General features: G+C 71.6%; 16 protein-coding genes and 1 pseudogene. 8 read left to right on the top strand and 9 right to left on the bottom strand.

The genetic code is table 11. From position 1 onward, the window contains the following. Positions 1 to 9: 9 nt before the first annotated feature. Positions 10 to 834: pseudogene (locus tag IF45_RS31710) on the bottom strand (EamA family transporter). Positions 835 to 1,301: 467 nt separating this feature from the next. Between IF45_RS31710 and IF45_RS0129745 the strand changes: the two are divergent. After that, on the top strand, positions 1,302 to 2,126 hold the full coding sequence (locus IF45_RS0129745; protein ID WP_030310635.1) for a LysR family transcriptional regulator: 825 nt from the start codon (positions 1,302 to 1,304) through the stop codon (positions 2,124 to 2,126). An 887-nt stretch (positions 2,127 to 3,013) separates the two neighbouring features. Here the strand turns inward: IF45_RS0129745 and secA are convergent. Continuing rightward, entirely contained in the window at positions 3,014 to 5,830 is a 2,817-nt protein-coding gene (secA, locus tag IF45_RS0129740) for a preprotein translocase subunit SecA (RefSeq protein WP_003950463.1), read from the bottom strand. Between the two features lie 187 nt (positions 5,831 to 6,017). Between secA and IF45_RS0129735 the strand changes: the two genes are divergently transcribed. Together IF45_RS0129735 and IF45_RS0129730 are read left to right on the top strand one after the other, a co-directional pair. Further along, a complete protein-coding gene (locus IF45_RS0129735; RefSeq protein ID WP_030310633.1) occupies positions 6,018 to 6,629 on the top strand; it encodes a GNAT family N-acetyltransferase in 612 nt (203 codons plus the stop codon). Positions 6,630 to 6,811: 182 nt separating this feature from the next. Then, positions 6,812 to 8,053 (top strand): winged helix-turn-helix domain-containing protein, encoded by a 1,242-nt coding sequence (locus tag IF45_RS0129730; RefSeq protein ID WP_030310631.1) that lies wholly within the window; start codon positions 6,812 to 6,814, stop codon positions 8,051 to 8,053. 54 nt (positions 8,054 to 8,107) lie between these two features. Here IF45_RS0129730 and IF45_RS0129725 read toward each other — a convergent pair whose 3' ends face one another. The 7 genes from IF45_RS0129725 to mtnA all read right to left on the bottom strand — a co-directional run bounded on the left by IF45_RS0129725 (position 8,108) and on the right by mtnA (position 17,015). Beyond that, positions 8,108 to 8,911, bottom strand: coding sequence for a response regulator (locus IF45_RS0129725; protein WP_003950460.1), 804 nt, complete (start codon positions 8,909 to 8,911; stop codon positions 8,108 to 8,110). A gap of 192 nt (positions 8,912 to 9,103) precedes the next feature. Next, positions 9,104 to 9,796, bottom strand: a complete 693-nt coding sequence (gene hpf / locus IF45_RS0129720; RefSeq protein WP_008409138.1) for a ribosome hibernation-promoting factor, HPF/YfiA family — start codon at positions 9,794 to 9,796, stop codon at positions 9,104 to 9,106. Positions 9,797 to 10,111: 315 nt separating this feature from the next. Beyond that, complete coding sequence (locus tag IF45_RS0129715; RefSeq protein ID WP_030310629.1) at positions 10,112 to 10,909, bottom strand: ComF family protein; 798 nt, start codon at positions 10,907 to 10,909, stop codon at positions 10,112 to 10,114. Between the two features lie 212 nt (positions 10,910 to 11,121). Beyond that, entirely contained in the window at positions 11,122 to 12,990 is a 1,869-nt protein-coding gene (locus tag IF45_RS0129710) for an LpqB family beta-propeller domain-containing protein (protein WP_078842951.1), read from the bottom strand. Between the two features lie 19 nt (positions 12,991 to 13,009). Next, positions 13,010 to 15,175, bottom strand: coding sequence for an MtrAB system histidine kinase MtrB (gene mtrB / locus IF45_RS0129705; RefSeq protein WP_030310625.1), 2,166 nt, complete (start codon positions 15,173 to 15,175; stop codon positions 13,010 to 13,012). A gap of 1 nt (position 15,176) precedes the next feature. Next, positions 15,177 to 15,854 carry a two-component system response regulator MtrA gene (gene mtrA / locus IF45_RS0129700; protein ID WP_003950455.1) on the bottom strand — a complete coding sequence of 226 codons (678 nt, stop codon included), beginning with the start codon at positions 15,852 to 15,854 and terminating at the stop codon, positions 15,177 to 15,179. Positions 15,855 to 15,869: 15 nt separating this feature from the next. Next, on the bottom strand, positions 15,870 to 17,015 hold the full coding sequence (mtnA, locus tag IF45_RS0129695; RefSeq protein ID WP_030310623.1) for an S-methyl-5-thioribose-1-phosphate isomerase: 1,146 nt from the start codon (positions 17,013 to 17,015) through the stop codon (positions 15,870 to 15,872). A 137-nt stretch (positions 17,016 to 17,152) separates the two neighbouring features. Here mtnA and IF45_RS0129690 point away from each other — a divergent pair, with 137 nt between their 5' ends. Genes IF45_RS0129690 through IF45_RS0129670 form a run of 5 tightly spaced genes read left to right on the top strand, consistent with a single transcriptional unit; the run spans position 17,153 to position 22,626 of the window. After that, entirely contained in the window at positions 17,153 to 18,433 is a 1,281-nt protein-coding gene (locus IF45_RS0129690) for a DUF7847 domain-containing protein (RefSeq protein WP_030310622.1), read from the top strand. A 4-nt stretch (positions 18,434 to 18,437) separates the two neighbouring features. Next, positions 18,438 to 19,130: a DUF4129 domain-containing protein gene (locus tag IF45_RS0129685; protein ID WP_030310620.1), complete on the top strand. Its 693-nt coding sequence runs from the start codon at positions 18,438 to 18,440 to the stop codon at positions 19,128 to 19,130. Further along, positions 19,127 to 20,329 carry a DUF4350 domain-containing protein gene (locus IF45_RS0129680; protein WP_030310617.1) on the top strand — a complete coding sequence of 401 codons (1,203 nt, stop codon included), beginning with the start codon at positions 19,127 to 19,129 and terminating at the stop codon, positions 20,327 to 20,329. Before IF45_RS0129685 ends, IF45_RS0129680 begins: the two co-directional genes overlap by 4 nt. Beyond that, the gene (locus tag IF45_RS0129675) at positions 20,326 to 21,306 is read left to right on the top strand and encodes an AAA family ATPase (protein WP_030310616.1); all 981 of its coding nucleotides are present in this window, start codon (positions 20,326 to 20,328) and stop codon (positions 21,304 to 21,306) included. Before IF45_RS0129680 ends, IF45_RS0129675 begins: the two co-directional genes overlap by 4 nt. 12 nt (positions 21,307 to 21,318) lie before the next feature. Continuing rightward, positions 21,319 to 22,626, top strand: a complete 1,308-nt coding sequence (locus tag IF45_RS0129670; protein WP_030310614.1) for a DUF58 domain-containing protein — start codon at positions 21,319 to 21,321, stop codon at positions 22,624 to 22,626. Positions 22,627 to 22,749: the final 123 nt, after the last annotated feature.

Below are 22,749 nucleotides of genomic sequence, written 5' to 3'. Positions count from 1 at the left end.
CCCCCACTCTCACCCGCCCTCGCCTCGCTTCCCGCCCCCATTCCCCGCCGCCACCACGGCGTTGGCCCCCACGATCACCCCGACGGCCGCCCACGCGGCCCCCGTCATCCGCTCCCCCAGCACCACTCACCCGATCAACGCCGCGAACACCGGGTTCACGCTCATCCACACCCCGAAGTGGTGTGAGGGCACGCGGCGCAGCGCGAGCAGGTCGGCCACGAACGGCACCGCCGACGACAGCACCCCGGCGACCAGCGCGGCCCCCAGAGCCCCGGCCGTGGGCGGGTGGTGCCACAGGACGACCGCCCCCACCGGCAGATAGAGCAGCCCCGAGACCGCGGCCGCCGCGGCCGACCCCTGCGCACCGGGTACGCGCCGCCCGACCTCACGGTTGAGCAGGATGTAACAGGCCCAGCACGCCGCCGCCGACAGCGCGAGCCCCACCCCGAGGTAGTCGCTACTGGGCTGCGGCCGCGTGAGCACCGCGACCGCCGCCAGCACCGCCGACGCACAGCACAGATCGACCCGGCGCCGCACACCCGCCAGCGCCACCCCGAGCGGCCCGAGGAACTCCAGGGTGACCGCGAGCCCGAGCCCGACCCGGTCGATCGCCGCGTACAGCGAGACATTCATGGTCGCGAAGACCACCGCCAGCCCCAGCACCGGCCGCCACTGATACGCGCTGAACCCCCGCAGCCGGGGCCGCACCCCGACCACCAGCACACAGGCCGCCACCCACTGCCGCACCGCGACGACCCCGACCGGCCCGATCACCGGAAAGGCCAGCGCCCCCACGGCAGCACCACTCTGATTCGACAGCCCACTCCCCAACATCAACGCCACCCCGGCCCCCAGCCGCCCAGGCTCGGACGACGCGGGGGAAGCCTGCGCCACGGACGCCGATACGGAGGACGCCCCCGAAGGCGGAGGGGAGGCGCCAGAGGGAGACGGAGAAGGTCGCAGATGGGGATGGGTACGGGAGTGGGAACGGAGGTGGGGATGGGAGTGCGGGTGCCGATCCGGTGCCATGCGCCGAGCGTCCGCCCGAGCCGTCCATACCCAAAATGCATAGGCGATGCCATCTATACGCTGCACTCATGGATGGCCCCGACCGCTCCGCACCCCTCGATGCGCCTCTCAGCCCACCCCTGACCGCAGCCGACGCCGCCCGCACCACCCGGCGCCCGCGCGGCGACACCCCTGCCGAGACGACCCCAGGCCGCAAGGGAGCCACGGGAGCCACCGGAGCCACCCCGGCCGTCACCGCGAGCAACCTGGAGCTACGCCACCTCCGTTGCCTCGTGGCGATCGTCGACACCGGCAGCTTCACGGACGCCGCCATCGAACTCGGCATCTCCCAGGCAGCCGCCTCCCGCACCCTGCTCTCCCTGGAGCAGACCCTCGGCGTCCGCCTCCTGCACCGCACGAGCCGCAACGTCTCCCCGACCACCGCGGGCGTCCAGGTCCTCCCCCGCGCCCGCCACCTGCTGGCCGAGGCCGACAACCTGGTCCACGAGGCCACCACCGGCCACACCCGCCTGCGCATCGGCCACGCCTGGTCCGCGATGGGCGCCCACACCCGCGAGTTCCAACGCCGCTGGCAGGAGCGGTACCCCGACGTCGCCCTCCACCTCATCCGCCACAACAGCCCCACCGGCGGCCTCGCCGAGGGCCTCTGCGACCTCGCCGTGGTCCGTACCGCCATCGACGCGCACCGCTACGCCCACACCGTCGTCGGCCACGAACGCCGCTACGTGGCCCTGGCCTCCGACGACCCCTGGGCACGCCGCCGCTCGATCCCCCTGGACGAGATCCGCCACCGCACCCTCGTCGTCGACCGCCGCACCGGAACGACCACCGCCCGCCTCTGGCCCGACGCCGAACGCCCCGCCCTGGAACACACCCACGACATCGACGACTGGCTCGCCGCCATCGCCACCGGCCGCTACGTCGGCGTCACGCCCCACGCCACCGCCACCCAGTACCGCCGCGACGGCATCACCTACCGCCCCGTCCGTGACGCCGCCCCGGTCCCCGTCCACCTCATCTGGCGCCGCCACGACCCCCACCCCGCCACCCACGCAGCCGCCGCCCTCCTGACCGACCTCTACGCGGGACACCCCTGACCCCGGCTGGACACACTCCACACATCACCAGCCGGAACCGTCGGGCGACGGGGCTCTGAGAAGTGGGCGAGACGTGGCCCAGGCCGGACGGCTGCGCGAGCGACCGCCCGCAAACCCGGGGCGCCCACAGTGACACGCCTGCGCTCGCCGCAGAGCGGACGGCGCCATGCCTACGAACGTGCGATGCGGCTCACGCGCAATGCAGTGAGCCCACGTGCGAGACGTGCAGGACAGCGGCCTGGCCAAGCCTCTGCGGGGGGGGAGGGATTATGGGGCGCGCTCAACGGTACGGCCGCGCTCGGCGCAGGGCGCATGGGGCAGGGCGCAGCGCTTACGAGCGTGTGGATTCGGGCCTACGGCCGAGCAGTACAGCTACCGGCCATCCCAGGCGGGCTCGCGGTAGTGCGGGTGCGCCCGAACGGTCGAGAAGGTGGCCCTGCTCGACCGACTGCACACGGGCACCCAGACCCCAGAATGCGCGACGCGCACAACGGTGCGGCTGCGGACAGCGGACGGGGCAAGGCAAACAGCGAACGCTGCCACGTTGGCGGGTGTGCAATGCGGCCTCGCGGGCCAGCAGTGCGCGCTGTCGGGTCACCCCATGCGGGTTCGCGACCGTCCCCGGGCGCTCCCAGCCATCCGGTACGGACTCGCGCGGGCAACCCTGCGTAACGCTGGGCCTTGGCTTGCCCGCTCCCGGGCGACCCACGCGCACTCCCGGCCATCCGGCACGGTCTCGCGAGCGCCCGAAGCCGCTTGATCCCGCCCCGGGCAAGGTCACCGCTCGCCCTGGACACACCCGCCGCCAGGCCGCGCACGCCGCCCGTCGTCCGGCTCGTGGGGGCGGCCGGCCCACACCGGACCGACCACCCCACAAGCCTCGGCGCCTACTTCTTGCGGCGACGCCCGCCCTTCTGCGCCTTGCGCCGCTCCGCGCGGGTGAGCCCGTCGGAGTTGGCGGTCCGGCCCGTAGCGCCCTCGCTGGCGAAGTCGCCCTCGACGACCCCGCCCTCACCGTCGACGGTGGGCGCGGAGAAGTGGAGCCGGTCGGGACGCTGCGGGGCGTCGAGCCCCTTCGCCCGGATCTCGGGCCTGCCACCGGCCGGAACGGCGTCCCGCTTGGTGAGGTCGGCGCCCTGCTCCGACTCCGCCACCGGAACCTCCTCGACCTGCTGCTCGACCTGGACCTCCAGGTTGAACAGGTAGCCGACCGACTCCTCCTTGATGCCCTCCATCATGGCCGTGAACATGTCGAAGCCCTCACGCTGGTACTCGACCAGCGGGTCCTTCTGCGCCATGGCCCGCAGGCCGATGCCCTCCTGGAGATAGTCCATCTCGTAGAGGTGCTCACGCCACTTGCGGTCCAGCACGGAGAGGACCACGCGACGCTCCAGCTCACGCATGATCTCGGAACCGAGCTGCTCCTCACGCGCCGCGTACTGCGCGTGGATGTCGTCCTTGATGGAGTCCGCGATGAACTCGGCGGTCAGCCCGGCACGGTCGCCGGCCTCGTCCTCCAGCTCCTCGACGGTGACCTTCACCGGGTAGAGCTGCTTGAAGGCGCCCCACAGCCGGTCGAGGTCCCACTCCTCGGCGAAGCCCTCGGCGGTCTCGGCCTGGATGTAGGCGTCGATGGTGTCGTCCATGAAGTGCTGGATCTGCTCCTGGAGGTTCTCGCCCTCCAGGACGCGCCGGCGCTCGCCGTAGATGACCTCACGCTGGCGGTTCAGCACCTCGTCGTACTTCAGGACGTTCTTACGCGTCTCGAAGTTCTGCTGCTCCACCTGGGACTGGGCGGAGGCGATGGCGCGGGTCACCATCTTGTTCTCGATCGGCACGTCGTCCGGGACGTTGGCCATGGCCATGACGCGCTCGACCATGGCGGCCTTGAAGAGGCGCATCAGGTCGTCACCGAGGGAGAGGTAGAACCGGGACTCGCCCGGGTCGCCCTGACGTCCGGAACGACCGCGCAGCTGGTTGTCGATACGGCGCGACTCGTGCCGCTCGGTGCCCAGCACGTAGAGGCCACCGGCATCCTTGACCGCCTCGAACTCGGCCTTCACCGACGCCTCGGCCCGCTCCAGGGCCTCGGGCAGCGCCGCGGCCCACTCCTCGACGTGCTCGACCGGGTCGAGCCCGCGCTGGCGCAGCTCCGCCTCGGCGAGGTCGTCCGGGTTACCGCCGAGCTTGATGTCGGTACCACGGCCGGCCATGTTGGTGGCCACCGTGACCGCGCCCCGCCGGCCCGCCTGGGCGACGATCGACGCCTCACGCTCGTGGTGCTTGGCGTTGAGCACCTCGTGCTGGATGCCGCGCTTGGAGAGCTGCTGCGAGAGGTACTCGGACTTCTCGACCGAGGTGGTGCCGACCAGGATCGGCTGCCCCTTCTCGTGCTTCTCCGCGATGTCGTCCACGACCGCGTCGAACTTGGCGACCTCGGTCCGGTAGATGAGGTCGGACTGGTCCATGCGGACCATCGGCCGGTTGGTCGGGATGGGGACGACGCCCAGCTTGTAGATCTGGTGGAACTCGGCGGCCTCGGTCATGGCCGTACCGGTCATGCCCGAGAGCTTGTCGTAGAGGCGGAAGAAGTTCTGGAGGGTGATCGTGGCGAGCGTCTGGTTCTCGTCCTTGATGTCCACCCCTTCCTTCGCCTCGATCGCCTGGTGCATGCCCTCGTTGTAGCGGCGGCCGGCGAGGATACGGCCGGTGTGCTCGTCGACGATCATGACTTCGCCGTCGATGACGACGTAGTCCTTGTCCTTCTTGAAGAGTTCCTTCGCCTTGATGGCGTTGTTGAGGTAGCCGACGAGCGGGGTGTTGACCGACTCGTAGAGGTTGTCGATGCCGAGCCAGTCCTCGACCTTCGCGACACCCGACTCGTGGATGGCGACGGTGCGCTTCTTCTCGTCGACCTCGTAGTCGCCGGTCTCCTCGATGCCCTTGAGCTGGTTCCCCGCCTCGCCCTTGGTCAGGCGGGTCACGAGCTTCGCGAAGTCCCCGTACCACTTGGTCGCCTGGTCGGCGGGGCCGGAGATGATCAGCGGAGTACGGGCCTCGTCCACGAGGATCGAGTCGACCTCGTCGACGATCGCGAAGTTGTGGCCCCGCTGCACCAGCTCGTCCTTCGACCACGCCATGTTGTCGCGCAGGTAGTCGAAGCCGAACTCGTTGTTGGTGCCGTACGTGATGTCGCATGCGTACTGCTCGCGGCGCTGCGCCGGGGTCATGTTGGCGACGATGCAGCCGACGCTCAGCCCCAGGAACTTGTGGACGCGGCCCATCAACTCGGAGTCGCGCTCGGCGAGGTAGTCGTTCACCGTGATCAGGTGGACGCCTTCGCCGGAGAGCGCGTTGAGGTAGGCCGGCAGCGTACCGACGAGGGTCTTGCCCTCACCGGTCTTCATCTCAGCGACATAACCGAGGTGCAGCGCGGCACCACCCATGAGCTGGACGTCGTAATGACGCTGGCCGAGGACCCGCTTGGCCGCCTCCCGGACGGTCGCGAACGCCTCCGGCAGGAGGTCGTCGAGGCTCTCGCCGTCGGCGTAGCGCTCCTTGTACTCATCGGTGAGGGCGCGCAGCTCGGCGTCGGAGAGGCTGACGAAGTCCTCTTCGATGGAGTTGACCTGGTCCGCGATGCGGTGCAGCTTGCGCAGGATCTTGCCTTCGCCTGCACGCATGAGCTTTGAGAGGACGGACACGGGGGTTGGTCTCCTTGCCGGTCGGGCCTGGCACGGTCGGAATTCTCTTGGGCAACGGCCATCGTATGCGAGGACCCCACCGCGCCGGGAGGTCTGCCATCACGACAACGGACGGGCCACCGCGAACGTGCCGGGGCGGCTCCCGCTCTTCTGGCGCCGGAACGCTCGGCACCTGCACAATCACGCGATGGAGCCGATCACTCTCACGACCGCGCGCCTCACCCTGCGGGCGCTGACCACGGCGGACGTCGACGCCATGTACCGGGCGTGCCAGGACGGCGCGATCCAGCGGTGGACCACCGTCCCGTCCCCGTACCGCCGCGCGGACGCGGAGTATTTCGTGAACAAGGTCTGCCCCGAGGGGTGGCGGCAGGGAACCGAGTTCACCTTCGGCGCCGTGGACCCCGCCGGGAACGGCGCCCTGGTGGCGGCGATCAGCCTGTCGGTACGCGCGACGCGCACCGCGGAGCTCGGCTTCTGGACGGCCGCAGAGTACCGCGGCCGGGGCCTGATGACGGAGGCGGTCGAGGCCGTCACCCGCTGGGGGTTCACCCGGATCCCGCTGGACCGGATCTTCTGGCGGGCCGAAGTGGGCAACGCGGCCTCCCGCGCGACGGCCCTGCGCGCCGGGTTCGTCCCCGAAGGGACCGAACGCGCGGGCATCCTCAACAACGGCGTCCGCCGGGACTGCTGGGTCGCGGCCCTGCTCCCCACCGACGTGGGCCTCCCCTCCACGGACGCCTACGTACCCGCGCGCACACCCGCCGCCCGCCCGACGCCCGCGCCGGGCACCGCGTAGACGCGGGACGGCGTCTCGCACCGCCCACACCACGGTCATCAGGACCACGATCCACCTCACAACCCGCACCCCCCTTCACACGACTCGTCACTCTCTGTAACGACCATGCCCGGCTGCGGGCTCGCCAATCCCCCGAATCAGGATCAATTCACAGTGTCGGTGCCACGTCCTACAGTGCGCTCATGACGAGTCTGCCGAGCGCCGCCGACACCCTGGCCGTCCACCGCCCCGTCGCCAGCCTCTCCGCTGACGAAGCGCGCCGCATCGCGCTGCGCGCGCAGGGCTTCCTGGGTGCGCCGGACCGCCGCGCCGGGGTCCGCGGCGTCCTCCGGGCCACCGGCGCCGTGCAGCTGGACACCATCTCCGTGCTGGCCCGCTCCCACGAGCTGGTGCCCTACGCCCGCCTGGGCGCCGTCGGCCGCCCGGCCGTGGAAGCCGCCTACTGGAGCTCCGACGCGGACGGCTCGCCGCACGCCTTCGAGTACTGGTCGCACGCGGCCTGCATCCTGCCCGTCGAGGAGTGGCCCCACTTCGCCTTCCGCCGCCGCGCCTACCGCGACCGCCCGCACTGGCACCACGACCTGCCGCAGGCCGCCTACGACAAGGTGATCGCCCAGCTGACGGCAGAAGGCCCGCTCACCGCGTCCGAGCTGGGCGGCGCCAAGAACGGCGGCGAGTGGTGGGACTGGTCGGAGACGAAGATCGCCGTCGAGCGGGCGCTCATGTACGGCGAGGTCGTGTGCACCAGCCGACGCGGCTGGAAGCGCGTCTACGACCTCGCCGAGCGCGCCATCCCGGCACCTCTCCTCCACGACGCCCTGGACGACCAGGCGTGCCTGCGCGAACTGGTCGGCCAGGCGGGCCGGGCGCTGGGCGTCGGCACCCGCTCCGACCTCGCCGACTACCATCGGATCAAGGGCGAGAACTTCGACTCGGTGATCACCGACACCGGCCTGGTCCCGGTCGAGGTCGAGGGGTGGGCCAAGCCCGCCTGGGCCGACCCGGAGGCCCTGAGCACACCTCCACGCGGCCGGCACCGGACCACGCTGCTCTCCCCGTTCGACTCACTGATCTGGGAACGCGCCCGCACGGAGCGGATCTTCCGCTTCACGCACCGGCTGGAGGCGTACACCCCGAAGGCCAAGCGGCTGTACGGCTACTTCGCGATGCCCGTCCTCGCGGGGGGCAAACTGGTGGGCCGCGTGGACCCCGCGCGTTCCGGCGACACCCTGGTGGCCCGGCACGTCGCCCTCGGCGGCGACCTGCCGGGAAGCCCCGGCCCCGCCCAGTCCGTCGCGGCCACGGCGGCGGCCCTCGCCGAGGCGGCACGCTGGGTGGGCTGCACCGAGGTGCGGGTGGAACACATGACGCAGCCGGAGCTGCGCCCCGCGCTCACCGCCGAACTGGCAGCCGCGCTGAACTGAGCGTGACGCGCGGGCGGCGGCGCCGGAGCCTGGGGCGCCGGCGACCCCGCGGGCTCAGCGGATCTCCAGGATCTTCTCCCGCATCGCGTAGACCACAGCCTCCATGCGCGAGTGGAGCTGGAGTTTCTCCAGGATGTTGCGGACGTGGTTCTTCACCGTGTTCTCGCTGATGAACAATTCCTTCGCGATATCGCGATTGTTCATCCCGGTGGCGACGAGCTTCAGCACCTCCAGTTCGCGATCGGTGAGCCGGGGAGCGGGAACGAGGCGGCGCTCGTCCGTCCGCTGGATCATCGATTTGAACTCGGTGAGCAGTTTCGAGGCCATGGACGGGCTGATCTGCGACTGCCCGTCCGCGACCGCCCGAATCGCCGTCGCCACTTCGTCGGTGGAGATCTCCTTCAGCAGATAGCCCGTGGCGCCGGCCTTGATGGCCTCGTAGAGATCGGCCTCTTCGTCGCTGATGGTGAGCATGATGATTTTGGCACTGGGTGCCACTTCTTTGATCGCCGTGCACGCTTCGATTCCGCCGCGCTTCGGCATCCGCACGTCCATCAACACGATGTCGGGCAGGAGGTCGGCGGCCTTCTCCACCGCCTCGGCGCCGTCACCGGCCTCACCGATGACCTCGATGTCCTCTTCCGCCTCGAGCACGATCTCCAGCCCGCGACGGAACAGGGCGTGATCGTCCACGACAAGTACCCGGATCGGCTCGACCGGATCTTCCTCGAACTCTTCCTCCAGGTCGGGGCCGCGCGAGGCGAACCCCGGCAGCCCGCTGACCACGCCTCGCCCCGCACCTGTCCCGGAGCCCGTAGCGGGCCCGCCATTGTGCAACGGTCCGAAAGTCTCCGGCATCGTTCCTCCCCCTGAAGGCCGTGGCCCGTCTCACCGTGCCTCCCCAACCTGGGGCGGCCGTACGCCGGTTGACCGGCTCGGTCATAATTTCATGCCACGGGGGCGGCGCGCGGCAGAGCCACGGAGACAGGGGCGCCCCCGGGGGGCGCACCAACGCTCCCGGGGGCACTCGCGCGGACCTGTCGCGACGGCTCAGCCGCCCAGTGCGCCTCCGGCGCCGCCGACGGGCGCCTCGGCCACCATCGGGTCGGTCCGGAGATGGATCACGCCGTAGTCGTACGCGTGACGCCGGTAGACCACCGCGGGCTCCTTGGTCTCCGAGTCGACGAACAGATAGAAGTCGTGTCCGACCAGCTCCATCTCGTAGAGCGCCTGGTCGAGCGACATGGGAGCAGCCGCGTGGGTCTTCTCGCGGACGATCAGCGGCCCTTCGCCCTGAACCTCCAGTGAACCCATCCGAGTGGTCTTGACGGCCTCTTCGTCCTGCTCCGTGATGAGGGTGCCGTCGCTGGCGAGCCGGGCCGCGTCCGGAATGTGGTCCACCACCTCGGCCGCGGAGATGCGCCCCGCGCCCCGGCGGGAGTAGCGCTTGTCGTGCTCCTTGCGCATCCGCGCGTCGAGCTTGGCCGTGGCCAGGTCGAGGGCCGCGTAGGGGTCGGCCGCCGACGCCTCGGCCCGGATCACGGGTCCACGGGAGCGGACCGTGATCTCGACCCGGTCCTTCCGCTCGGCCTGCCTCGGGTTCGGTTCCTTGGACACCTCGACGTCCAGGCTGATCACCTTGCCGTCGAGCTTCTGGAGCTTCTCCAGCTTCAACTTGTCGGCCACGTGCTTGCGGAACCGCTCGGGCACCTCGGTCTTGCGTCCCTTGACGACGATGTCCACGCAGAACTCCGTTCCCGGATCGCTCCGCTTCAGCGGCGGAGCATCTTCCTTTTGCACCGGCTCCGGATCATTCCGGAGCCTCGGACTCGGTGACTTCCACCTCCTCCTCCCCGCGGGACCGGGCTCTCACTTCACCGATACGAGTGAACGATCACGTCACCGCACCGGCAATTCGGTTATCGGGGGGAATGCTGTCGAGCCATTCCTCCCCACCGAACATATCCCGCTCGGAGGGATGCCGTCACCCTCTACTCCCGCGTACCTCCATTCAGGTGAATCAACCCCCTCACCAGCTGCAACGACGGAAGCTCCTCGTCAGTTCCGGTTTATTTCGAAGGACGACGGTGAAGAGGCGATGACCGCCGCACGCGGAAGCCATGCCCCACGACTTCCCCGGAAGTCCGCCGGGTACCCGTCCGATCGGCCCTCCATGAGTCCCGGGCCACAGTTCCGATTGTCCTCCTCCCGGCTCTTGCGCACCGCCCGAGCGGCCTCGGCCAGCGTCGCGCCGGTCGTCATCAGGTCGTCGACCAGGACCACGTGGCCCCGCGCCAGCACGGCGCCACCGCCCGGGACCACCCTCAGAGCTCCGGCGACATTGGCCGCGCGGCCCTCCGCGTCCAGTCCGCTCTGGTCCCACACCCGCCGCCGCTGCCCGAGAAGAGGCGCGGCTCGCGCCGGCACTCCCGCCCGGCGCAACTCCGCCGCCGCGTACGAGGCCATCCGGCGCACCGGGTCGTGACCGCGTGACCGCACGGCCCGCGGCGCCGAGGGAACCGGCACAAGCAGGACGCACTCCGCCCGCGGCAGGTGCCGACAGGCCGGGCTCGCGTGCACGACCGAGGCCAGTACGGCGCCCAGCACACGCGCCAGCCAGAGCGCCCCACGCTCCTTGTGCTCCAGCAGCAGGGCACGAGCCGCCCCCTGGTACGGAACGGCGGCCCGCACGGCCGGAAGCCCGGCGGGGGCCGGGTGCGGCCGTACCGGACGCGCCACTCCGCCGCCGAGCTCCGCCAGGCACCGTCGGCAGAGCCGCGTCCCGTACTCCCCGCACCCGGCGCAGTCGAGCGGCAACATCAGGTCGCTGAACGCCTGCCACCACCATGTGTCCATGGCGTGCACACTGCCGCCGGAGCGCCTGGCGGGCCGGAGCCTGGGGACAACCGGCCGCTTGTGGACAACTCCGTCACCGCATCAGGTGAAACCGCCCCGAGGGCGACTTTCCGGGCATCGATCGGGAGGTGTGCGGGGATGCAGCCCACATGACGCATTCCGAACACACGCTCGGTCGCCACCGAGTCGACAGCTCTCCGAACAGCTCGGTCTCAGCCGGGGTAGACCGGGGCCGCGCCCTCCTTGACCACCGTCTGCCAGTTCCCGCCCGGAGGAAGCCGCACGATCCCGTCGTCCGAGCGCGCGACCAGCGGCAGCCGGTCGTCCTCGGAGGCGGTGATCTCCTTGACGCCGGTGAGCGCGGGCAGCGAGCCCCCGGACGGCGTGGACCCGTCACTCTGCACGTACCGCAGCTGCTGGACACCGCCGGACTCCCGCCCGACGACGACCAGGCGGCTGCCGCCGGCCCAGGACATGGCGGTGATCTCCTCCATGTGCGGTGCGGCCGTACGCAGCTCGGTCACCGCCACCTGCGAGGAGTCGCCGTCCGTCTGGCGTTCCACCCTGCCGATCCGGAGCGACGTCCGGTCGTCCTCGGCGACGATCAGGGCGACGCGGACGCCGTCGGCGGAGATACGGACGGCACGGACGGTGCCTTCCCCGAGCCCTGCCACCTTGACCTCCTGCGCCTCCTCCGCGCCCTGCTCGAGCCGCAGCAGACGGGAGCGCGCACCGTCGCGGTCCGCTATCCACAGATCCCCTCTGCCGTCCCAGCTGGGGGCGGAGAGGCGCTCCTCCTCGGACTTGGCCCGGCTGCGCACCTCGGTCTTCTTCAGCCCGTCCCCCGACGTGAGCGAGCCGACGAAGAGGGACCGCCCGTCGAGCGAGACCCCGGCGGCCCGCTCCTCGTCCCGCGAGACCGCGGCCGACCTCAGGCCCTGCTCGCCGACGCCGAAGTCACCGGGCACCGGTTCCGCGCTCGACCCGCTCTCCCCGTCGGCGCCCCCGGTCATCCGCACCAGCCGGTGACCGTCGTCCACGAAGTACTGGTAGTCGGGGTGGCCGGCCGTGACGGCGGGCACCACGCTGTCCGCCCGGTTCTCGTCCAGGACGCAGAGCTGGGAACCGTTCGACCGCAGCAGCTCCACCTCGTCCACACCGGACGAGGTCAGGTCACGCAGGGTGAACAGCAGCTGGGTCGCCATCCGCACGCACTGCGCCTGGCCGACCCGGTCGGCCTGCTTGTTGAGCGGCACCTTCAGCCGGCTCTGGTCGTCCGGGACCAGCGCCTTGGTGGGCGACTTCAGCCGCGTGCCGTCCGGGAAGACCGAGTCCACGACCGGGGCGATCCAGTCGCTCGGCCCGGAGAGCACCGAGCGCACGGCCTCCGTGACGGGGTCTATGCGCTGGCGGACGTAGACCGGGTCGGCGACGAGGCCGACGGGCCTGCCGGGCTGCTGCGACGCCTCGGTCGCCCAGTAGTACTTGTTGACCGGGCGGTAGATCCGCAGGAAGTCCGACTCCCCGAGAACGACGCCGGTGGGGGGCGCGTCGATACGCCACTGCATCCTGTCCGGCCCCTTCACCTCCACGAGGTGGATGGGCTCGCTGTACGCGCCCTCGGACGGCTGGTAGGCCCGCTGCTGGTCCACCCTGGCGACCATCCGGCCGGTCAGCGTGTACTGGAACCCGCCGTCGCGGCCGGACCGGGCGCGTTCCGCTCCCCGGTTGGGCCCGTCGCGCAGGACCGTGGTGCTGCGCTCCGGCTCCCAGTTGTCCGCCGCTTCCTCGGTCAGGTACTCCCTGGCTATCGAGAACTCAGGGTCATCGCTGGTCAGAGCCTCGAGGAAGCCGTCGAGTATCTCCTCGGGCCGGGCTCCGTCCCGCGGCGGGACCCCGAAGACGCGGACCTGCGCGTCGGTCCGCTGGGTGGCGTCGACAGCGGTCACATCACCGCTGTCGGGCATGGAGGCACACCCGGCGAGCACGGCGGCGGCCGCCGCCGTGGCGCAGACCGACGTGCCGGAACGCCAGGGTCCCCTCCCGTCGGCACCCTGGTGTCCCGCCTGGGACCGCCGCACGCCGCTCCGACGACCGCTGTCACTCCCCACGGAGGCCCCCCTCGCCCTCACGCCCCGCCCGCGCGGTGCCTTCTGTTCGCTCATCCGCGCGCCCGCCCGGGGCAGCCCCCGAGGCGACCGGCGCCGTCCCGTCCACCACGTGCTCCCTGGAGCCCTCCGCAGAGCCGGACCGGGCCACCACCCGGGAGCCACTGCCCGGGAGCGCCGTCGGATCGACCACGGGCCGCGGCGCCGCCCTCGAGGGCAGACGGCACCGGTCGGCCCCTTCCTCCGAGCCGGCGGCCCGACCGGCGGCCGAGAGCCGCGCCAGGCCGACGCCCGGCGCGTGCAGCACGGTGGTCGCCACATCGGTACGCGGCGCGGGTGCCACGGGGCGCACAGGCTTCTGCTCGACCTCCTGGGCGCCCTGGTTCCGCCGGGAGTCGGCGGGTTCCAGGGGGATCGGCGATCCACGCAGCGGCTCGTCGGCGGTACGCGGCACCGTCAGCCGGAACTGCGAGCCCCCGCCCGGCTCGCCCCACGCCTGGAGCCAGCCGCCGTGCAGCCGCGCGTCCTCCAGGGCGATCGAGAGCCCGAGCCCGGTCCCGCCCGTCGTCCTGGCCCGCGCGGGGTCGGCCCGCCAGAAGCGGCTGAACACCCTGGTCGCCTCCCCCGGCTTCAGCCCCACGCCGTAGTCACGGACCGCGACGGCCACGGCTCCGCCGGCCGAGGCCAGCCGTACGACGACGTCCCGGCCCTCACCGTGCTCCACCGCGTTCACCACGAGGTTCCTCAGCACGCGCTCCACGCGCCGGGGGTCCACCTCCGCGACGACGGGCTGCTCGTCACCGAGAATCCGGATCCGGGTGCCCTTGCGCTCGGCGAGCAGCTCCGCGCCACCGACGACGCGGCGGACCACGTCGCGCAGGTCGGTGGGCTCGGCCTCCAGGGCCGCCGCACCGGCGTCGAAACGGCTGATCTCCAGGAGGTCGGCGAGGAGCGATTCGAACCGGTCGAGCTGGTCGGCGAGGAGTTCGGCGGAGCGGGCGGTGACGGGGTCGAAGTCCTCGCGCGCCTCGTGGATGACGTCCGCCGCCATCCGCACCGTCGTCAACGGCGTCCGCAGTTCGTGGGAGACGTCCGAGACGAAGCGGCGCTGCATCCGGGACAGGTCCTCGAGCTGCTGGATCTTGAGCTGGAGGTTCTGCGCCATCTTGTTGAACGCCTCGCCGAGGCGGGCGATGTCGTCCTCACCGGTGACCTTCATCCGCTCCTGGAGACGCCCGGCCGACAGCCGCTCGGCGATCCCCGCCGCCATCCGGACCGGCGTCACGACCTGCCGGACCACCACCCAGGCGATGGCCCCGAGCAGCACCACGACGAACAGGCCGGCGGTGGCCAGCGTGGTCTTGATCAGGGTGAGGGACTTCTCCTCCTGCGTCAGCGGGAAGAGGTAGTAGAGCTGGTAGGCGTCGCCGTTGGGGTCGTTCAGGCGCTTGCCGATGACCAGGCCGGGCTGGGAAGCCTGGCTGGCGTAGGTGATCCGGGTGTAGCTCTGGTACAGGCCGCCGGGCGATCCCGCGGTCTCGTCCACGGCCCGCCGCAGGTCGACCGGCACGCTCTGCACGGGCACCACACCACCGGAGGCGCGCGGCCCCCGGATGCTCCCCGTGTCGTCGAGCGCGTCGGCGCTGAGCGCGACCACGTCGAACGCCGACTGGCCACCGCTGGACAACTGCTCGACCAGGTCGGACATCCAGACCGTGGCGTTCTGGGTACGTCCGTCGGCCACGCCCCCGTCCTGGGCGGAGCGGGCACTGGCCGTGTCCGCCTTGTCCTGCGCGACCTGGAAGCCGCCGCGGGCCTGGCTCTGCGCGGCCCGCTGCTTGGCGTCGAGCAGGCCGTTGCGCACCTGCCCGATGACGACGAAGCCGAGCAGCAGCACGACGCCGAGCGACATCAGCAGGGTCGTCACGACGACCTTCAGCTGGATGCTGCGACGCCACAGGCGCACCGCCGGGAGCAGCGGGCGCCGCACCCAGCGGGCGAAGAGGCGCAGGAAGGGGCTGCTGGGAACCCCTCCCTGGAGAACCCGCCGACTCTCCCTGAGCCAGCCGAGGCCCGGGCCCCTGTCCGTCCGTCCGACAGGCCGCCCGGCGCCGTTGCCCTGTTCCTGCGACGGCGGGGCGGCACTGTCCCTGCTCATCTCAGCTCGGTCCGGCCTTGTAGCCGACCCCGCGCACGGTCACCACGATCTCGGGGCGCTCCGGGTCACGCTCGACCTTGGAACGCAACCGCTGAACGTGCACGTTGACCAGCCGGGTGTCGGCGGCGTGCCGGTACCCCCACACCTGCTCCAGGAGGACCTCCCGGGTGAAGACCTGCCACGGCTTACGGGCCAGCGCCACCAGCAGGTCGAACTCGAGCGGCGTCAGCGCGATGGACTGGCCGTCCCGCTTCACCGAGTGCCCGGCGACGTCGATGACGAGGTCACCGATGGTGAGCTGCTCCGGAGCCGGCTCCTCCGACCTGCGCAGGCGCGCCCGGATACGGGCGACCAGCTCCTTGGGCTTGAACGGCTTCACGATGTAGTCGTCGGCGCCGGACTCCAGTCCGACCACCACGTCCACCGTGTCGCTCTTGGCTGTGAGCATGACGATCGGCACACCGGACTCCGCCCTGATCAGGCGGCACACTTCGATTCCGTCGCGGCCAGGCAGCATCTGGTCGAGAAGCACCAGGTCCGGCTTGGTCTCACGGAAGGCAGCGAGAGCCTTGTCGCCGTCAGCGACGAACGAGGGTTCGAAGCCTTCACCGCGCAGCACAATCCCGAGCATTTCCGCCAATGCGGTGTCGTCGTCGACGACGAGAACGCGTCCCTTCATTACGACATCATCCCATTAGCTCATCGATACCTGGCGTGACCTGGCGCACAGCTGCTCCAACGCCCCTTCGGTCACGGGCGAGACCACGCCCCATTCGGTCACCACGGCGGTCACCAGTTCCGGAGGCGTCACATCGAACGCCGGGTTGTACGCCTGCGTCCCCAGGGGAGCGATCGGCACACCGCCGCCCGCTTCCCCGCCGACGCCACGCCCCGACGGCGAGATCGCCTCCGTCACCTCGTGACCGCTCCGCTGCTCGACCTCGATGGCCGCCCCGTCCGGGGTGTCCATGTCGATCGTCGTCACCGGCGCGACCACGATGAACGGCACGTGGTGGTAGCGCGCCAGCACGGCGAGCGGATAGCTCCCCACCTTATTCGCCACCGAACCGTCCGCCGCTATCCGATCGGCACCGATCAGCACGGCATCCACCTCCCCCGCCGCGAAGAGCGAGCCCGCGGCGCTGTCGGTGAGCAGGGTGTACGGCATTCCGTGCCGTGCGGCCTCGTAGGCGGTGAGCCGCGCGCCCTGCAGCAGCGGCCGCGTCTCGTCGACCCACAGGCGGCGGAGCTTCCCCTCCCGGTGCGCGGCCAGGGCCACCGCGAACGCGGTCCCCTCGCCCCCGGAGACCAGGGCCCCGGTGTTGCAGTGGGTGAGCAGGCGGTGCTGCCCGCCGGGAACCAGCTCGTCGAGGAGCGCCAGCCCTTCCCGGGCCATGCGCCGGCTGCCCTCGGCGTCCTCCCGGTGCAGGGCCTGGGCGGCGGCGAGGGCGGCGGCAGCGGCCGCCCGCTCGTTCCCGCCCGCGGCGGCCGCCGCCGCGTGGGCCTCCTGGGCTCTTCGGACTCCGCGTGCGAGGTTGACCGCGGTGGGCCGCGCCGCGGCCAGCATCCGCGCCGCGTCGGCGACGTCGAAGCCGCGGGCGGCAGCGAGCGCGACCCCGTAGGCGCCCGCGATGCCCAGGAGCGGTGCGCCCCGGACCGCCAGTGTCCGGATCGCATCGACCAGGGCGGGAGCGTCGGTGCAGGCCAGCTCGCTCTCCTCGCCGGGCAACCGTGTCTGGTCGAGCAGCACCAGCACGGGCCCCTCAGGCGGCTCCTCCCATCGGAGGGCGGGAATCGAGTCCGGTATGTCCGCGGAACCTCGTGTGCACTGATCAGCCATCCGTTCAGTCTGCCCTGTGGACACCCGACAAAAGAAGGCGTGGACCGCGATGGGGGCCGGTCAGTACCGGACGCGCCCGTGGGACCATGGCTGACAACCGGCCGCCGCGACCGCGCGGGCACCGTGAAGGAGCGACGATGAACGACACTCCGGGCTGGGCAGCGCCCGGACCTGGCCCCTCGGACGACCGTGACCGCGACCACGAGGGCGCGACGCCGGAGGGAGCGGAGGGCACCGGCCCCGGCGCCTCTCCGTCGAAGTGGTCCAAGGAGCAGCCGCCTCCGGGCCAGTGGTCGGCCCCCGGGACGACAGGCTCCGGCGCCGGTGACAGCGGGGGCGGGCGCCGCACCCGTGCGGAGAGCGGTGACCGGACGCCCCCGTCCGGCGGTGGCTGGGGCGGTGGCGGCTGGACCCAGCCTCCCGCCGCGGCCAAGCCCGGGGTGATCCCGCTGCGCCCGCTCGGGGTGGGCGAGATCCTCGACGGTGCCGTCGCCACGCTCCGTACGCACTGGCGCACCGTGCTCGGCATATCGCTGATGATCGCGGTGGCGACGCAGGTGGTGCTGATCCTGTTGCAGCGCTTCGTGCTGCGCGATTCCGTCGACGTCGCGGCGCTCGAGGACCCCTCGGCGACGACCGACGAACTCCTCTCCGCCATGCGCGGCGCGCTGCTGGACTCGGGCCTCGTGCTGCTCGTCTCGCTGCTCGGCACCATCGTGGCGACCGCTCTGCTGACCATGGTGACGAGCAGGGCCGTGCTCGGGAAGCCGGTGTCGCTCTCCGACGCCTGGCGCGATGCCCGTCCGCAGTTGGCCCGGCTCGCCGGCCTGACACTGCTGCTGCCCCTGATCGCCATCGGCGTCGTGACCGTCGCGATGGTGCCCGGTGTACTCCTCGGTATGGTTTCCGGTTCGGAGGGCGCGGCCGCGCTGCTGGCCCTCGGAGCGCTCGGGGGAGCCGGCGTGGCCGTCTGGCTCACGATCCGCTTCTCCCTCTCCTCGGCCGCGCTGATGCTGGAGAAGCAGGGCGTCGTCAAGGCCATGCGCCGGTCGGCGAAGCTGGTCCGGGGCTCGTGGTGGCGCGTCTTCGGCATCCAGTTGCTGGCGCAGCTCCTCGTGATGATCGTGTCGTCGGTCATCCTCCTGCCCTTCTCCCGGGTGGCCGCCGTCATCACCGGTGAGAGCGGAGCGAGCGCCCTCGACGAGATGGTCGTCACCAACTTCGGCTGGACGTACCTGATCATCACCGGCGTCGGCTCGGTGATCGGCGCCATGCTGACGCTGCCGATCGTGGCGGGCGTGACCGTGCTGCTCTACATCGACCAGCGCATCCGCCGCGAGGCCCTCGACGTCGAACTGACGAGGGCCGCCGCCACGCAGAGCCAGGAGAGCCCGCCGCCGTCCGCCTCCGGGAGCTGATGCGGTGACCTGGCGGGGGGATGTCTGGGCGGTCCCGGCCGCCGCCGCGCACGGTGAGGGCGGGCCGCCAGCGTCCTGGGACCGCGACCCGGCCCGGGAAGCAGCCCGCCGGGAACTCTCCGATCCCCGGTACCACGAACACGACCCGAACCTGCTCCAGAGAGCCTGGACCACCTTCTGGGACTGGGTCCAAAACCTCTTCGACGCCGCCGCCGGTGCCACACCCGGCGGCGGCATCGGCGTGACCGTGATCGTCCTCGCCCTGATCGCGCTGGCCGTCGCCTTTCGCCTGCGCCTGGGCCGTACCGCCCGCGCCTCCACCCCGTCCGCCGCAGTCTTCGACGCCCACCCGCGCACCGCCGCCGAACACCGCGCCCAGGCCGAGGCGTACGCCCTGGACCACGACTGGAACGGCGCGGTGCAGGAGACGATGCGTGCCCTGGTCCGCTCCCTGGAGGAGCGCGGCCTCCTCAGCCCGCATCCCGGGCGCACCGCCGACGAGGCCGCCGCAGCGGCAGCCCTCGTCCTGCCCGGCCACAGCGACGCCCTGCGCGACGCCGCGCGGGCCTTCGACGAGACCACGTACGGCGGCCGCACCGCCGACCACACGACGTACCGCCGCCTCACCGCTCTGGACGCAGCCCTCCGCCGCGCGAAACCGGCCGACACCGCACGGACCCCGGCAGGGCGCCCATGACCAGCCCCGCCCCGGTCTCGTCTCGCCTTTCCCCGCTGTGGGTGCGCTCTCGCGGCGTCCTGCTCGCCGTGCTGCTCATCGTGGTGGCCGGGATCACCCTGGCCGCTCTCCAACAGGGCGACGAGAGCGGCGAACTGGACCCCTCCTCCTACGATCCGCGGGGCAGCCGGGCTCTGGCCGCCCTCCTCGCTCACGACGGCATCCGGGTACAGCCGGTCGACTCCCTCACCGCTCTCCGCGAGCGGGCAGGCCCGGACACCACCCTGCTGGTCACCGTCCCCGACCGGCTCACCGGCGAGCAGCAGTCGGCCCTGCGCTCCACCGCGGCCGAGGCGGACGCCCGCCTCGTGCTCGTGGCCCCAGGATCGTCCTCCCTCACCGGACTCGCGCCGGGCACCGAGGCAAGGCCCCCGGCCGAGCGGTCGGCCATCGCCCCGGCCTGCGCGTTCCCGGCCGCACAGCGCGCGGGCACCGCCGACGTCGGAGGTCTGCGCTACTCCACCGACGCGTCCGGGGCCGAACGCTGCTACCCCTCCGACGGCCTGCCCTCCTTGCTCCGCCTCCCCGGCCGGGCGCCCGCCACGGAAGGCACCTCGGGAGTGCCCGAGACGGTCCTCCTCGGCTCCTCGGACATCCTGCACAACGACCGGCTCGACGAACACGGCAACGCCTCCCTCGCGCTCCAACTCCTCGGCTCCCGCCGGCACCTGCTCTGGTACCTCCCCTCCTCGCCCGACGCATCCGCCGCGCCGGAGGAACCCCGCGGCTTCCTCGAACTGGTCCCCGACGGCTGGCGCTGGGCCACCCTGCAACTCTGTTTCGCCGCGGTCCTGGCGGCGATCTGGCGCGGCCGCCGCCTGGGCCCCGTCGTCAGCGAGGACCTGCCCGTCGTCGTACGGGCCTCGGAGACGACAGAGGGCCGGGCTCGCCTGTACCACCGGGCGGACGCCCGCGACCAGGCGGCCGCCCTGCTGCGCGGAGCCTCCCGCGCCCGCCTCGCCGAACTCACCGGCGTAGCGGCAGCGGACGCCGACGCCCCCGAAGTGCTCCTGCCGGCCCTCACCGCCCTCCTGAAGGGCCGAACCCCCGGCCAGGACCCTGCTTCTCTCCTCTTCGGCCCGGCCCCGACCGACGATGCCGGTCTGGTCCGGCTCGCCGACCAACTCGACGCCCTCGAAAGAGAGGTACGCACGTCATGAGCGCACCGACGCCCGACGCAGACGGGGCCGCGGAGGCCCGCGCCGCTCTCGAAGCGGTACGCGCCGAGATCGGGAAGGCCGTGGTCGGCCAGGACCCGGTCGTCACCGGGCTGGTCATCGCTCTTCTCTGCCGCGGTCACGTCCTGCTGGAGGGCGCCCCCGGTGTCGCCAAGACCCTGCTGGTGCGCGCCTTGGCGGCGGCGGTCGAACTGGAGACGAAACGCGTCCAGTTCACGCCGGACCTGATGCCCAGCGACGTCACCGGTTCCCTCGTCTTCGACGCCCGCACGTCGGAGTTCTCCTTCCAGCCCGGCCCGGTCTTCACCAACCTCCTGCTCGCCGACGAGATCAACCGCACGCCTCCGAAGACGCAGGCATCCCTGCTGGAGGCCATGGAGGAAAGACAGGTGACTGTCGACGGAACCGCCCGCCACCTCCCCGAACCGTTCCTGGTCGCCGCCACGCAGAACCCGGTGGAGTACGAGGGCACGTACCCCCTGCCCGAAGCCCAGCTGGACCGGTTCCTTCTGAAGCTGAACGTCTCGCTCCCGCCGAGGGACGATGAGATCGCCCTGCTCTCACGTCATGCGCGGGGATTCGACCCACGTGATCTGTCCGCCGCCGGTCTGCACCCGGTCGCCGGCCCCGCCCAGCTCGACGCTGCCCGCTCAGCAGTCGCCGGCACTTCTGTCTCCCCCGAGATCGCCGCGTACATCGTCGACGTCTGCCGGGCCACCCGCGACTCCCCGTCGCTCTCCCTCGGCGCCTCACCTCGCGGCGCCACCGCTCTTCTCTCCACCGCACGCGCCTGGGCCTGGCTGACCGGCCGTGACTACGTCATCCCTGACGACGTGAAGGCTCTCGCCCTTCCCACCCTGCGACACCGTGTCCAACTCCGCCCGGAGGCCGAGATGGAAGGCGTCACCCCCGACGCGGTCCTCACTTCTCTCCTCGCCCGCGTCCCCGTCCCTCGGTGAAGGCGACGGACCATGGCACTCACCGGACGCACCGCACTCCTAGCTGCTCTCGGCTCCCTCCCCGTCGCTTTGCTCGAACCCAGCTGGCTGGGGGTTGCCGCCGTCAACTCCCCCCTCGCTGTCGCAATGATGTGCGACTACGCCCTTGCCGCGCCAGTACGAAAGCTCCGTTTCACCCGATCTGGTGACACACACATTCGACAGGGCGAGATGGCGGAGACCAGCCTCCAGCTCACCAACACCTCGTCACGGCCCCTGCGGGCACTGCTCCGCGACGCCTGGCCGCCCAGCAACGCCGTGCCGGGGGCCACCGACGCCGCCCGGCACCGAGTCGACGTGCCCGCCGGCGGAACCCGCGAGCTCCATACCCAACTCCGCCCCACGCGCAGGGGCGAAGCCGTCGCACACAGCGTCACCGTCCGCTCGTACGGACCGCTGGGGCTCGTCTCCCGCCAGGCGACGCACCGCGTTCCTGGCAGCCTCCGCGTCCTGCCACCGTTCCACAGCCGCCGCCTGCTCGCTGCGAAGACAGCCCGCCTGCGCGAGCTGGACGGGCGGACCAGCGCGCTCGGCAGGGGCGAGGGCACCGAGTTCGACAGTCTGCGCAGGTACGTTCCGGGTGACGACACCCGGTCCATCGACTGGCGCGCGACCGCCCGACGTTCCGAAGTCGCCGTGCGTACCTGGCGCCCCGAACGCGACCGCCGCGTGCTGATCGTGCTCGACACCGGCCGCACGTCGGCGGGACGCGTGGGAAACGCGCCACGACTGGACGCAGCCATGGACGCCGCCCTGCTCCTCGCCGCCCTGGCTTCTCGCGCGGGCGACCGCGTCGACCTCCTGGCCTTCGACCGCGAACTCCGCGCACAGGTGAGAGGGAAGGCCGCACCCCAGCTCCTGCCGGCCCTGGTGGACGGCCTGGCCTCCCTGGAACCGCAACTGGTCGAGACCGACACCCGGGGCCTGGCAGCCGAGATCCTGCGGAACACTCCCCGCAAGGCCCTGGTGGTACTGCTCACCACGCTCGACGCCACCCCCGTCGAGGAAGGGCTTCTGCCCGTCCTCGGCCGCGTCCTCGACCGCCACACGCTCCTTGTAGCCTCCGTCGCCGACCCGAGGCTTGCGGAGATGGCGGCGGCCCGAGGCACGGTAGAGAAGGTCTACCAGGCAGCTGCCGCGCATAAGGCACAGGCCGAACGCGACCGCACGGCAGGCCTGCTCCGCCGACGCGGTGTCACGGTGGTCGACGCACCACCTGCCGATCTGGCTTCCGCACTCGCCGACGCCTACCTGTCGGCCAAGGCCGCAGGAAAGCTCTAACCCTCAGCCGACAACAGAAAAGCCCCTGAACGCAGAAATGCCTCGGGCCCCGGAAACCTGTTTACACAAGGTTTCCAGGGCCCGAGGCCAAAGAAAGTTCGGCGGCGTCCTACTCTCCCACAG

Source organism: Streptomyces albidoflavus (genome assembly GCF_000719955.1).
In the GTDB taxonomy this organism is placed as follows: Bacteria; Actinomycetota; Actinomycetes; order Streptomycetales; family Streptomycetaceae; genus Streptomyces; species Streptomyces albidoflavus.
This window is presented reverse-complemented; position numbering and strand designations above follow the sequence as displayed.